Raw genomic sequence first — 13747 nt, 5'->3', positions numbered from 1 at the left:
GAGAAAAAGATGACGGCAGTTGCCCCGGTAATCACCATTGATGGGCCAAGTGGCGCAGGGAAAGGTACTCTGTGTAAAGCGATGGCGGAAGCATTGCAATGGCATCTTTTAGATTCGGGAGCAATCTATCGTGTGCTGGCTCTGGCTGCGCTGCATCACCATGTGGATGTCGCATCTGAAGAGGCGCTGGTTCCGCTGGCTGCACACCTGGATGTGCGTTTCGTCTCCACTGATGGCAATCTTGAAGTGATCCTGGAAGGCGAAGACGTCAGTGGCGAAATTCGTACTCAGGAAGTCGCTAACGCGGCCTCACAAGTGGCGGCATTCCCGCGCGTTCGCGAGGCGCTTTTACGTCGTCAGCGTGGTTTCCGTGAGGCCCCAGGGCTTATTGCCGACGGCCGTGACATGGGAACTGTTGTATTTCCTGATGCGCCAGTGAAAATTTTCCTTGACGCCTCCTCGGAAGAACGTGCTCAACGTCGCATGCTTCAGTTGCAGGAAAAGGGGTTTAGTGTTAACTTTGATCGCCTTTTATCCGAGATAAAAGAGCGCGATGACCGCGACCGTAACCGCGCTGTCGCCCCACTTGTTCCTGCAGAAGATGCATTAGTTCTGGATTCAACCAGTTTAACTATTGAGCAAGTGATTGAAAAAGCGCTACAATATGCGCGCCAAAAACTGGCACTCGCGTAATCGCGACCGATTTAGCAGTACCCCCGCTGCAATGGATTGACGGCGGGTATGTGAAACAACCCCATCCGGCACGGAGCCAGGTGGACGTTAATATTAACCTGAAGATTAAACATGACTGAATCTTTTGCTCAACTGTTTGAAGAATCCTTAAAAGAAATCGAAACCCGTCCGGGTTCCATCGTTCGTGGTGTTGTTGTTGCTATCGACAAAGACGTAGTGCTGGTTGACGCCGGTCTGAAATCTGAGTCCGCCATTCCGGCAGAGCAGTTCAAAAACGCCCAGGGCGAGCTGGAAATCCAGGTCGGTGACGAAGTTGACGTTGCTCTGGACGCAGTAGAAGACGGCTTCGGCGAAACCCTGCTGTCTCGTGAGAAAGCTAAACGTCACGAAGCATGGATCACGCTGGAGAAGGCTTACGAAGAAGCTGAAACTGTGGTCGGTGTTATCAACGGCAAAGTTAAAGGTGGCTTCACTGTTGAGCTGAATGGTATTCGTGCGTTCCTGCCAGGTTCACTGGTAGACGTGCGTCCAGTCCGTGACACCCTGCACCTTGAAGGCAAAGAGCTTGAGTTCAAAGTAATCAAGCTGGACCAGAAGCGTAACAACGTTGTTGTTTCCCGTCGTGCCGTTATCGAATCCGAAAACAGCGCAGAACGCGATCAGCTGCTGGAAAACCTGCAGGAAGGCATGGAAGTCAAAGGTATCGTTAAGAACCTCACTGACTACGGCGCATTCGTTGATCTGGGCGGCGTTGATGGCCTGCTGCACATCACCGACATGGCGTGGAAACGCGTTAAGCACCCAAGCGAAATCGTGAACGTGGGCGACGAAATCACTGTTAAAGTGCTGAAGTTCGACCGCGAGCGTACTCGTGTATCCCTCGGCCTGAAACAGCTGGGCGAAGATCCATGGGTAGCTATCGCTAAGCGTTACCCAGAAGGTACTAAACTGACTGGTCGCGTTACTAACCTGACTGACTACGGCTGCTTCGTTGAAATCGAAGAAGGCGTTGAAGGTCTGGTGCACGTTTCCGAAATGGACTGGACCAACAAAAACATCCACCCATCCAAAGTTGTTAACGTTGGTGATGTAGTGGAAGTGATGGTTCTGGATATCGACGAAGAACGTCGTCGTATCTCCCTGGGCCTGAAACAGTGCAAAAACAACCCATGGCAGCAGTTCGCGGAAACCCACAACAAGGGCGACCGTGTTGAAGGTAAAATCAAGTCTATCACTGACTTCGGTATCTTCATCGGCCTGGACGGCGGCATCGATGGCCTGGTTCACCTGTCTGACATCTCCTGGAACGTTGCAGGCGAAGAAGCAGTTCGTGAATACAAAAAAGGCGACGAAATCGCTGCAGTTGTTCTGCAGGTTGACGCAGAGCGTGAGCGTATCTCCCTGGGCGTTAAACAGCTCGCAGAAGATCCGTTCAACAACTGGGTTGCACTGAACAAGAAAGGCGCAATCGTAAACGGTAAAGTGACTGCAGTTGACGCTAAAGGCGCAACCGTAGAACTGGCTGACGGCGTTGAAGGTTACCTGCGCGCTTCCGAGGCTTCACGTGACCGCGTTGAAGATGCAACTCTGGTTCTGAGTGTTGGCGACGACGTTGAAGCTAAGTTCACCGGTGTTGACCGTAAGAACCGTGCTATCAGCCTGTCTGTTCGTGCTAAAGACGAAGCTGATGAGAAAGATGCAATCGCAACTGTTAACAAACAGGAAGATGCAAACTTCTCTAACAACGCAATGGCTGAAGCATTCAAAGCAGCTAAAGGCGAGTAATATCAGGTTCTCAGCATCATTTGATCTGTAACGCATTTACAGCGCGAAGGATGAGGAGCAGACTTGACAGATTGCAGGATTCGTCCTGTAATCAATAACAAAGGGCGGCTACGGCCGCCCTTGTTTAATGAGCTGTTCAGCTAAATGGTTTGAAGGAACCGGAGGAATCATGACCAAGTCAGAATTGATTGAAAGACTTGCCAGTCAGCAACCGCACATCCCGGCAAAGGCTGTGGAAGATGCTGTTAAAGAGATGCTGGAGCATATGGCCACCACTCTTGCCCAGGGCGAGCGCATTGAAATCCGCGGTTTCGGTAGTTTCTCTCTGCACTATCGTGCTCCACGCACCGGGCGTAACCCGAAGACTGGCGATAAAGTTGAACTGGAAGGTAAATACGTTCCTCACTTTAAACCGGGTAAAGAACTGCGCGATCGCGCCAATATTTATGGCAACTGAGTTTAGCCGTCAGGGTTAAACTGGGTTTTAAAGAAAGCACCTTCGGGTGCTTTTTTTGTTGTCACCCCTAAACCACCTCCTGGGGAGGTGGTGATTGATCCTGTAAGGCTATAGCCTGAAGAATGCCCATGCCGGAATATCTCTGCTTACTCACCACAAGTAAAAGGAGACAAACCGACATGGGGCTTTACAGGAGTTCATCACATGTATATTGGCGTTGCAAATACCACATAGTCTGGACGCCAAAGTACCGTTTCAGGATCTTGAAAGATAAGTTGGGTAAGGAACTTTACAGGACAATCTACATTCTCTGTGGAATAAAAGATTGTGAGGTTCTGGAGCTAAATATTCAGCCAGATCATGTACATCTTGTTGTAATCGTCCCACCTAAAATCTCGATATCAACCCTGATGGGGCATCTGAAAGGCCGCAGCGCCATCAGGCTCTACAATCGTTTTCCACATATACGAAAAAAGCTATGGGGCAACCACTTTTGGTCACGTGGATACTTTGTAGATACTGTCGGTGTGAACGAGGAAATTATCAGACGATATGTGCGGCATCAGGAGAAAACGGAACAAACGCATGAACAGCAGATGGAATTGCTAGAGTAGTAAGCGGGAAGTGATAATAGCCCCCCTTACAGGGGGCATTCTCAAAAGCCACCTTCTTAGAAGGTGGTCTTTTACTTTCCTTCCTTCATTTCTGAAGATGTGCCGCAATTCCTGTTTGGTTTTCTGTAACCAACCAAAAACGTTACAGCGACCGCCGCAACACTCACTTTATCCGTCTGACGATGCCCCATTAAACCCGCATACTTCTCTGAAACAGGGAGGTGAAAATGGGGATATCCGCTATCAGTCTGTGTGCCATTCTGGCAATTATCCCACTGTATTGGTTACCCGTTCTGCCGGACCTTCATACTGTCTGGGGGAGCATTGCCGTCGGGATTGTGTTGGCTTTTCAGCAGCGGACGTGGCTGCGTTACATGGGAACCGGGTTGTTATTTTTTGCCTGGGGCATTCTGAACGCGCAGGAAAATATCTGGCCCATGCAGCACTTAACGACAGGGCCACAGCAGGCAGAGGTGGTGATTACCGCAACCGACGGTGCGACGGTGCATCAGGCAAACATTGTCAGCCTAAACGGAAAACGTTGGGGGGCCGCAACGGGTGTAACGCTGTATGGTAATTACTTACCTGAAAAGGTGTGCGCGGGTCAGCGCTGGGCCATGACGCTGCGCCTCAGAGCGGTACATGGTGAACTCAACGAGGGAGGCTATGATTCGCAGCAGAGTGCCTTTGCCCGACATCAAACGTTGAGCGGACGCTTCACTCACGCAGAGAGTATTGATGCTCGCTGCAGCCTGCGTTCACAGTACCTGACATCATTGCAACGTTCTCTTTCCCCATTTCAGTGGGGGACAGTGATCCTGGGGCTGGGAATGGGGGAGCGTCTGAATGTGTCGCGCGAAATAAAAAATTTAATGCGTGAGACGGGGACCCTGCATCTGATGGCAATTTCAGGTTTGCACATTGCGCTGGCAGCCTCTGTTTTTTGGTTTCTGGCTCGGGGCATCCAGCTATTCTTGCCCTGTCGCTGGATGATATGGCAGATACCGCTACTTGCTGGCCTGCTGTTTGCCGCCTTTTACGCGTGGCTAACTGGCTTACAGCCACCGGCACTGCGTACTGTTATTTCTCTTGCGGTGCTGGCAGCTTTACGGATGAGCGGCCGCCTGTGGTCACCCTGGCAGGTCTGGTTATGCTGTGTGGCGACGATCCTGATTTTCGATCCCATGTCTGTGCTATCACAAAGCCTTATTTTGTCGGCTTTTGCCGTGGCGGCATTAATTTTCTGGTATCAGTGGTTGCCTCTCCCGCACTGGCGCTGGGCTAGCCGGATACGCCCTTTGGTAAATTTAATCTATCTGCAGTTGGGTATGTTGCTGTTGCTTCTGCCTTTACAGGTGCTGATTTTCCATGGCTTCAGCATATCTTCACTGGTTGCTAACCTTTTTGCCGTTCCGCTGGTGACGTTTATCTCGGTTCCGCTGATCCTGTTCGGTATGCTGCTGCATCTGCTCCCGTTGGTTTCTCTTGAGAACGCCGTCTGGTTTGCGTCAGATAAATCTCTTGCGGGGCTGTTCTGGCTGCTGATGCGACTGCCGGATGGCTGGCAGGATGTCGATGAACGCTGGCAATACCTGACGTTATTGCCGTGGTTTGCTATAGCTGGCTGGCGTTTCCGCGCCCTGAAAGCCGTACCTGCGGTTTGTCTGGCAGGAAGTATTATGCTGTCGTTTCCTCTCTGGCGAACGGTTAAAACAGACAGCTGGACGCTGCATATGCTTGATGTGGGGCAGGGGCTGGCAATGGTAGTTGAACGCCACGGGAAAGCCATTTTATACGATACCGGGCTGGCGTGGCCGGGGGGCGACAGTGGACAGCAACTGATAATACCCTGGCTACGCTGGCACCATCTTAAGCCGGAAGGCGTGATTCTGAGCCACGAGCATCTTGACCATGCAGGTGGCCTGCCATCACTACAAAAAGCATGGCCAGATATGTGGATAAAAAGTCCGCTACGCTGGGCCGGGCATCTTCCGTGTTTTCGTGGGCAGCAATGGCAGTGGCAGGGTTTAAAATTCACCGTGCACTGGCCGCCAGAGGAGTATCACGCCAAAGGCAATAACCGCTCCTGCGTGGTAAAAGTTGATGATGGTGAACAGAGTGTACTGCTGACGGGAGACATTGAAGCGCGGGCTGAACAGATGATGCTGAGCCACCACTGGCGCTATCTTGCGTCTACACTCATTCAGGTACCGCATCATGGCAGCAATACCTCTTCATCACTGCCGCTGGTGCAGCGTGCCGAAGGGAAGATAGCGCTGGCCTCAGCGGCCCGCTATAACGCGTGGCGATTTCCGTCTGTTAAAGTGGTCAGGCGTTACAGAAAAGAGGGCTATATCTGGCTTGATACGCCTCACTCCGGACAAATTTCTGTGACGTTTTCGCAACATGACAGGCAAATCCGTCGCTTACGCGATCACTATTTGCCACGTTGGTATCATCAGTGGTTTGGCGCGCCCGTCGATAACGGGTAGAATATGCGGCTATTTCAACAAATGCTGGTTTTTTGAATGCATAACGACAAAGATCTCTCCACGTGGCAAACGTTCCGCCGTCTCTGGCCGATGATTGCACCTTTTAAAGCAGGCTTGATCGTGGCGGGCGTAGCGTTAATCCTCAACGCAGCCAGCGATACTTTTATGTTATCGCTCCTCAAACCGTTACTGGATGACGGTTTTGGTAAAACGGATCGCTCAGTGTTGCTATGGATGCCTCTGGTGGTTATCGGACTGATGATCTTACGCGGTATCACCAGCTATATTTCCAGCTACTGCATCTCCTGGGTATCGGGAAAAGTGGTTATGACCATGCGCCGTCGGCTGTTCAGCCATATGATGGGTATGCCTGTCGCTTTCTTCGATAAACAGTCTACCGGTACGTTGCTGTCGCGTATTACCTACGATTCAGAGCAGGTAGCCTCCTCGTCCTCCAGCGCGCTGATCACCGTTGTGCGTGAAGGTGCTTCGATCATCGGCCTGTTTGTGATGATGTTCTATTACAGCTGGCAGCTGTCGATTATCCTCATTGTTCTGGCACCGATTGTCTCTATCGCGATCCGCGTCGTGTCTAAGCGTTTTCGCAATATCAGTAAAAACATGCAGAATACGATGGGGCAGGTGACGACCAGCGCTGAACAGATGTTGAAGGGGCATAAAGAAGTGTTGATTTTCGGTGGTCAGGATGTCGAAACCAAACGCTTTGATAAGGTCAGCAACAAGATGCGTCTGCAGGGGATGAAAATGGTGTCAGCCTCTTCTATCTCCGATCCGATCATCCAGCTGATTGCCTCTCTGGCACTGGCATTTGTGCTGTATGCGGCAAGTTTCCCGAGCGTCATGGAGACCCTGACCGCGGGGACTATAACGGTGGTCTTCTCGTCCATGATTGCACTGATGCGCCCGCTGAAATCTCTGACCAACGTCAACGCGCAGTTCCAGCGCGGGATGGCAGCATGCCAGACGCTGTTCAGCATTCTGGATTCCGAGCAGGAAAAAGATGAAGGTAAGCGCGTGATTGAACGTGCAAACGGAGACGTTGAGTTCCGTAACGTGACCTTTACCTACCCTGGCCGCGAAGCTCCTGCGCTGCGTAATATCAGCCTGAATATCCCGGCAGGTAAAACGGTTGCACTGGTGGGCCGCTCGGGTTCTGGTAAATCGACGATTGCCAGCCTGATAACGCGTTTCTATGACATCGACGACGGCGAGATCCTGCTGGATGGCCATGATCTGCGTGAGTATACCCTGCAATCGCTGCGTAACCAGGTTGCGCTGGTATCGCAGAACGTACATCTCTTTAACGATACGGTCGCAAACAATATCGCGTATGCGCGTACCGAAGAGTACAGCCGCGAGCAAATTGAAAATGCTGCTCGTATGGCCTATGCGATGGACTTTATCAACAAGATGGATAACGGTCTGGATACGATTATCGGTGAAAACGGCGTTCTGCTTTCCGGCGGCCAGCGTCAGCGTATCGCGATTGCGCGTGCGCTGTTGCGAGACAGCCCAATTCTGATCCTGGATGAAGCGACGTCTGCACTGGATACGGAGTCTGAACGCGCTATTCAGTCGGCTCTGGATGAACTGCAAAAGAACCGTACTTCGCTGGTGATTGCGCATCGTCTGTCGACGATTGAGCAAGCTGATGAAATCGTCGTCGTTGAAGATGGCATTATCGTCGAACGTGGTAGCCATGCGGATCTGCTGGCGCATCGCGGCGTTTACGCGCAGCTTCACAAGATGCAGTTTGGCGAATGATAGCACGCATCTGGTCAGGTGAATCACCGCTGTGGCTGCTGCTTCTGCCGCTCTCCTGGCTTTATGGTCTGGTGAGTGGTGTGATCCGCTTGCTTTACCGTCTGGGGCTGAAACGCGCCTGGCGCGCACCGGTTCCGGTGGTGGTGGTCGGTAATCTGACTGCGGGTGGAAACGGTAAAACGCCAGTGGTTATCTGGCTGGTAGAGCAACTTCAGAAACGGGGTCTCCGGCCTGGGGTGGTCTCACGTGGCTACGGGGGCAAAGCGGCGCAATATCCTCTGCTGTTAAGCGCTCAAACCACAACGGCTGAAGCTGGCGACGAGCCTGTACTGATCTACCAGCGCACGGGCGCGCCGGTTGCGGTGTCTCCTGTGCGCAGTGACGCCGTGAAGGCACTTCTCGCTGAGCATGCGGTTCAAATCATCATTACCGATGATGGCCTGCAGCATTATGCCCTGGCGCGAGACAAAGAGATTGTGGTCATCGACGGTGTGCGCCGTTTTGGCAACGGCTGGTGGTTACCCGCCGGGCCGATGCGTGAACGCGCATCCCGTTTGAAGTCTGTTGATGCGGTCATCGTAAACGGTGGCGAAGCCAGAGCGGGGGAAATCCCGATGCACCTTCACCCTGGTCTGGCGGTGAATCTTTTGACCGGTGAACGTCAGGATGTCGCGCAACTCTCCTCTCTGGTTGCGATGGCGGGTATTGGTCATCCGCCACGCTTCTTTACGACGCTTGAACAGTGTGGTGCCCGGCTTGAAAAATGCGTGCCACTGGCCGATCACCAGGCTTTGGTTCCGGAGCAGGTTGAAGCGCTGACTGCGCCTGGACAGACGCTCATTATGACAGAAAAAGATGCGGTGAAATGCCGTGCCTTCGCGAAAGAAAACTGGTGGTATCTGCCGGTTGACGCTGAACTCAGCGGCGAGCAGCCGGAACAATTGCTCAGGGAGCTGATTGCGCTAACACATTAATAGCAATCCTGTTTCCGGTAGCGCGTTAACTGACAGGAAAAAGCATGTCTTTACCGCAACTCACACTTTCAGCTGCACGTCATTTACACCTGGCTGCGCAGGGGCTGCTTAAAAAGCCCCGTCGTCGCGCCCGCCCCGCAGACATCCTTTCCACCGTGCAGCGCATGTCGCTGCTGCAGATCGACACCATTAATATCGTGGCACGTAGCCCGTATCTGGTGCTGTTCAGCCGTCTGGGACACTATCAGCCTCAATGGCTGGATATGGCGCTCAGTCAGGGTGAACTAATGGAATACTGGGCGCATGAAGCCTGTTTCCTCCCTCGCAGCGATTTCGCACTGGTTCGCCACCGCATGCTCTCCCCCGACAAGATGGGCTGGAAATACCGGCAGGAGTGGATGCAGGAGCACGCGGCTGAAATTGAGCAGCTTATTGCCCATATTCAGGAGAACGGTCCGGTACGCTCCGCTGATTTTGAACATCCGCGAAAAGGCGCGAGCGGCTGGTGGGAGTGGAAGCCGCATAAGCGCCACCTTGAAGGGCTTTTTACATCAGGCAAAGTGATGGTGGTGGAGCGCCGTAATTTTCAGCGTGTTTACGACCTGACGCATCGCGTGATGCCGCACTGGGATGACGCGCGCGATCTGCTCACCCAGGATACCGCTGAGGCCATTATGCTGGAGAACAGTGCCCGTAGTCTGGGTATTTTTCGTCCGCAATGGCTGGCGGACTACTACCGTCTCCGCCAGCCTGCGCTGAAACCGTTGCTGGAGCACTGGCAACAGACACAGCGCGTGATTCCGGTCTCAGTGGAGACGCTGGGGGAGATGTGGCTGCATGCAGATTTACTCCCGCTATTGCCGCAGGCCCTGGAAGGCAAACTTCAGGCCACCCACAGCGCGGTGTTGTCACCGTTTGATCCGGTAGTGTGGGACAGAAAACGTGCCATGCAGCTGTTTGATTTTAGCTATCGGCTGGAATGTTATACCCCGGCACCAAAACGTCAGTATGGCTACTTCGTTTTGCCTCTGTTGCACAAAGGGCAACTGGTCGGCCGTATGGATGCCAAGATGCACCGTAAAACCGGTATCCTGGAGATCATTGCGCTCTATCTGGAAGAGGGCGTGAACGTCACGGCCGCGCTGGAAAGGGGATTAACGTCTGCCATTAATGAGTTTGCTGTCTGGCAGGGAGCCAGGGAAGTCACGCTGGGGCGTCTGCCTGACGGGTTGTTTATATCCTGTCAACGTGGCTGGGAAACAGGCTTAGCCTGAAGAGGGAATGTGTTAAGCTGTAGCAATTACCCATACGGAGGAACTATGGATCACCGTTTACTTGAAATCATTGCCTGCCCGGTGTGCAACGGCAAGCTGTATTACAGCCAGGATAAACAAGAGCTGATATGCAAACTGGACAACCTGGCTTTCCCTCTGCGTGACGGTATTCCTGTCCTGCTGGAAAATGAAGCCCGTTCCCTGGTCGCAGAAGAGAGCAAACCATGAGTTTTGTCGTCATTATCCCGGCGCGTTATGCGTCAACGCGTCTGCCTGGTAAACCGCTGGTTGATATCAATGGCAAGCCGATGATTGTGCATGTTCTCGAACGTGCGCGTGAATCAGGTGCCGATCGCATTATTGTCGCCACTGACCATGCGGATGTTGCACGTGCTGTTGAAGCAGCGGGTGGAGAAGTGTGCATGACCCGCGCCGATCACCAGTCTGGTACTGAACGTCTGGCTGAAGTTGTCGAAAAATGTGGTTTCAGCGACGATACGGTCATTGTTAACGTGCAGGGCGACGAGCCGATGATCCCGGCAGTCATTATTCGCCAGGTGGCGGAAAACCTGGCTCAGCGTCAGGTCGGTATGGCAACGCTCGCTGTGCCGATTCACCATGCCGAAGAGGCGTTTAACCCGAATGCGGTGAAGGTGGTGATGGATGCTGAAGGCTATGCGCTCTATTTCTCGCGTGCGACCATTCCATGGGATCGCGATCGCTTTGCCGTTTCAAAAGAGACGATAGGCGACACCTTCCTGCGTCATATTGGCATCTACGGTTACCGTGCAGGCTTTATCCGCCGCTATGTCAGCTGGGCACCCAGCCCGCTGGAACATATTGAAATGCTTGAGCAGCTTCGCGTGCTGTGGTACGGCGAAAAGATCCACGTTGCAGTGGCAAAGGAAGTGCCGGGTACGGGCGTTGATACGCCTGAAGACCTTGAGCGCGTGCGTACCGAAATGCGTTAATTTTACCGCCATCCCCTCGTTCGGGGGGATGTTCTCCCGCCTGGTTATTTTTTTCTTTTCTTTTCCATAATTGATCTCTCACGGGTGACTTCTGCTCCCCGCGCGCTCATTATAAAAGCAGTAGTCTTAATGGGGGTAATCTCATATGGAACAACTGCGTGCCGAACTCAGCCACCTGCTTGGCGAAAAGTTAAGCCGGGTCGAGTGCGTGAATGAAAAAGCAGATACCGCTCTCTGGTCGTTGTACGACAGCCAGGGAAACCCGATGCCACTGATGGCAAGAAGTTTTACCTCACCGGGGGTCGCAAGACAGCTCGCCTGGAAAATGTCGATGCTGGCACGGGAAGGGACGGTCCGCATGCCAACGGTTTACGGCGTGATGACGCATGAGGAACACCCTGGCCCGGATGTACTCCTTATTGAGCGTTTACGCGGCGTCTCTGTTGAAGCTCCGGCTCGCACGCCGGAACGCTGGGAACAGCTAAAAGATCAGATTGTTGAAGCGCTGCTGGCCTGGCACCGGCAGGATAGCCGCGGGCTTGTCGGCCCTGTAGACAGCACTCAGGAAAATCTGTGGCCTCTGTGGTATCGCCAGCGTGTTGAGGTGCTATGGGGGACGCTTAATCAGTTCAATAATACCGGCTTAACCATGCAGGACAAACGCATCCTTTTCCGCACACGCGAGTGTCTGCCTGCGTTGTTTGAGGGATTCAACGATAACTGCGTCCTGGTGCATGGCAATTTCACGCTGCGCAGTATGTTGAAAGATCCCCGCAGCGACCAGTTACTGGCGATGGTCGGACCGGGGATCATGCTTTGGGCCCCCCGCGAATATGAGCTGTTCCGGCTGAGCGATAGCGGTTCTGCAGAAGGTTTGCTGTGGCATTATCTGCAGCGAGCCCCTGTCGCAGAGGCGTTTCTCTGGCGGCGCTGGCTCTATCTGCTCTGGGATGAAGTGGCGCAACTGGTGAATACCGGCAGGTTCAACCGCGCCAACTTCGATCTTGCGACAAAATCACTGCTGCCCTGGCTCGCCTGACGAGCCTTTCAGCCACTGCCAGACGCGACCAAGCGTTTCATAGCCTACCCGATCGCTGTGCATCAACCACATTGGGGACGGAATCGCCCGTTCCCACGGGTTGAGCGGCGCGTTTATGGCCATCTGATTGGCAGGGGCGGGCAAGGGGTGTAGTCCTTGTTTCTCGAAGAAAATCATGGCCCTTGGCAGGTGCGAAGCAGACGTCACCAGTAAAAACGGGACATCGCCAATCGCGTCTTTAACCGCTGCGGCTTCTTCTTCCGTATCTTTTGGGCTATCCAGCGTGATGATTGCGGAGCGCGGCACCCCCAGTGATTCAGCCACTCTTGCTCCGGCTTCTGCCGTACTGACCGGATTTGTTTTCGCCGCCGCGCCGGTGAAGATCAGCTTTGATCCCGGATTCGCCAGCCACAGACGAATGCCTTCGTTCAGACGCGGCAGGCTATTGTTAATCAGGTTAGAACTGGGGGCCCAGTTTGCATCCCAGGTATAGCCGCCTCCCAGCACCACGATGTACTCAACTTTTTGCGTGCCTTGCCAGGTTGCATATTTATCTTCTATGGGACGCAATAGTCCATCGGCCACCGGTTGCAGGCTCAATAACAGCAGTGCCAGCCAGCCCAGAGTAATGATCGATTTGCCACTTTTCTGAAAGCGGCTAAACCACACCAGCGCCAGCCCCAGCGCAATGAGCAGAAGCAGCAGCGGAAGAGGAAGCATCATGCCTCCGATGTATTTCTTCAGGGTAAAAAGCATCCTTTTTGGTTCCTTTTTTAACCATATAGCAGGCGATTGTCTGTGATATTACACCAGAGAGGTTCATTCTCCGCTCGGGTGTGACAAAATAGCGGTATTGCAGTTAGCGAGTGGAACTCTCCCAATGCGGGATCGCAATTTTGATGACATCGCGGAAAAGTTTTCGCGCAACATTTATGGCACCACCAAAGGGCAGTTGCGTCAGACGATCCTCTGGCAGGATCTGGACAACATCCTTGCCGCTTACGGTAGCCAGACGTTGCGTGTGCTGGACGCTGGCGGCGGTGAAGGGCAAACGGCCATAAAAATGGCGCAGCGCGGTCATCACGTCACGCTTTGCGATCTTTCTGCTGAGATGGTTGCGCGTGCGACCCGAGCAGCAGAAGAGAAAGGTGTGAGCGACAACATGCATTTTATACACAGCGCCGCTCAGGACATTGCTCAACATTTGGAAACCGAAGTTGATCTGATATTGTTTCATGCTGTGCTGGAGTGGGTTGCCGATCCGCAAAAGGTCTTGCAAACCCTCTGGTCAATGCTGCGCCCCGGCGGCACGCTGTCGTTGATGTTCTACAATGCAAACGGCTTCCTGATGCACAACATGGTTGCAGGTAACTTCGACTACGTTCAGGTCGGGATGCCGAAAAAGAAAAAGCGCACGCTTTCGCCGGACTACCCACGCGATCCACAGCAGGTCTATAGCTGGCTGGAAGAGATTGGCTGGGAGATTACCGGAAAGACGGGCGTCAGGGTGTTTCATGATTATCTGCGTGAAAAACACAAACAGCGTGACTGTTTTGATACCTTAGCAGAATTAGAAACGCGGTATTGCCGCCAGGAGCCGTTTATCAGCCTTGGCCGTTATATACATGTCACTGCCCGCAAACCGCAGATGCAAGGATAACCT

At 53.2% G+C, this 13747-nt stretch carries 13 protein-coding genes; 12 read left to right on the top strand and 1 reads right to left on the bottom strand.

The features are described 5' to 3' along the window. The first annotated feature begins 9 nt into the window (after positions 1-9). From cmk to ABGB15_RS13530, 11 genes are all read left to right on the top strand, one after another. The gene (gene cmk / locus ABGB15_RS13580) at positions 10-693 is read left to right on the top strand and encodes a (d)CMP kinase (RefSeq protein WP_152084089.1); all 684 of its coding nucleotides are present in this window, start codon (positions 10-12) and stop codon (positions 691-693) included. Between the two features lie 111 nt (positions 694-804). Then, positions 805-2478, top strand: a complete 1674-nt coding sequence (rpsA, locus tag ABGB15_RS13575) for a 30S ribosomal protein S1 (RefSeq protein ID WP_003858235.1) — start codon at positions 805-807, stop codon at positions 2476-2478. 169 nt (positions 2479-2647) lie between these two features. Beyond that, positions 2648-2935: an integration host factor subunit beta gene (gene ihfB / locus ABGB15_RS13570; RefSeq protein WP_003858233.1), complete on the top strand. Its 288-nt coding sequence runs from the start codon at positions 2648-2650 to the stop codon at positions 2933-2935. A 179-nt stretch (positions 2936-3114) separates the two neighbouring features. Further along, positions 3115-3549: an IS200/IS605 family transposase gene (gene tnpA / locus ABGB15_RS13565; protein WP_061379590.1), complete on the top strand. Its 435-nt coding sequence runs from the start codon at positions 3115-3117 to the stop codon at positions 3547-3549. 227 nt (positions 3550-3776) lie between these two features. Further along, entirely contained in the window at positions 3777-6041 is a 2265-nt protein-coding gene (locus tag ABGB15_RS13560; RefSeq protein ID WP_215723015.1) for a ComEC family protein, read from the top strand. A gap of 36 nt (positions 6042-6077) precedes the next feature. After that, positions 6078-7826 carry a lipid A ABC transporter ATP-binding protein/permease MsbA gene (gene msbA / locus ABGB15_RS13555; protein ID WP_152084091.1) on the top strand — a complete coding sequence of 583 codons (1749 nt, stop codon included), beginning with the start codon at positions 6078-6080 and terminating at the stop codon, positions 7824-7826. Next, entirely contained in the window at positions 7823-8800 is a 978-nt protein-coding gene (gene lpxK / locus ABGB15_RS13550) for a tetraacyldisaccharide 4'-kinase (protein WP_152084092.1), read from the top strand. Before msbA ends, lpxK begins: the two co-directional genes overlap by 4 nt. 44 nt (positions 8801-8844) lie before the next feature. Then, entirely contained in the window at positions 8845-10074 is a 1230-nt protein-coding gene (locus ABGB15_RS13545) for a winged helix-turn-helix domain-containing protein (protein ID WP_152084093.1), read from the top strand. A 45-nt stretch (positions 10075-10119) separates the two neighbouring features. Continuing rightward, positions 10120-10302, top strand: coding sequence for a protein YcaR (gene ycaR, locus ABGB15_RS13540; RefSeq protein ID WP_152084094.1), 183 nt, complete (start codon positions 10120-10122; stop codon positions 10300-10302). Further along, the gene (gene kdsB / locus ABGB15_RS13535; RefSeq protein ID WP_215723014.1) at positions 10299-11045 is read left to right on the top strand and encodes a 3-deoxy-manno-octulosonate cytidylyltransferase; all 747 of its coding nucleotides are present in this window, start codon (positions 10299-10301) and stop codon (positions 11043-11045) included. Before ycaR ends, kdsB begins: the two co-directional genes overlap by 4 nt. 145 nt (positions 11046-11190) lie before the next feature. Next, on the top strand, positions 11191-12084 hold the full coding sequence (locus tag ABGB15_RS13530) for a YcbJ family phosphotransferase (protein WP_215723013.1): 894 nt from the start codon (positions 11191-11193) through the stop codon (positions 12082-12084). Here the strand turns inward: ABGB15_RS13530 and elyC are convergent. Further along, the gene (gene elyC, locus ABGB15_RS13525; RefSeq protein WP_152084097.1) at positions 12061-12840 is read right to left on the bottom strand and encodes an envelope biogenesis factor ElyC; all 780 of its coding nucleotides are present in this window, start codon (positions 12838-12840) and stop codon (positions 12061-12063) included. The genes ABGB15_RS13530 and elyC overlap by 24 nt on opposite strands. A 124-nt stretch (positions 12841-12964) precedes the next feature. On the opposite strand from elyC, the gene cmoM reads away from it, so the two are divergent. Next, positions 12965-13744 carry a tRNA uridine 5-oxyacetic acid(34) methyltransferase CmoM gene (gene cmoM / locus ABGB15_RS13520; protein WP_152084098.1) on the top strand — a complete coding sequence of 260 codons (780 nt, stop codon included), beginning with the start codon at positions 12965-12967 and terminating at the stop codon, positions 13742-13744. The last annotated feature ends 3 nt before the right edge of the window (positions 13745-13747 follow it).

It is taken from the genome of Enterobacter sp. MALB-1, assembly GCF_041021625.1.
Lineage (GTDB): Bacteria > Pseudomonadota > Gammaproteobacteria > Enterobacterales > Enterobacteriaceae > Enterobacter > Enterobacter oligotrophicus.
Note: the sequence above shows the minus strand (reverse complement) of the source record. Positions and strands in the feature narration are given on the sequence as shown.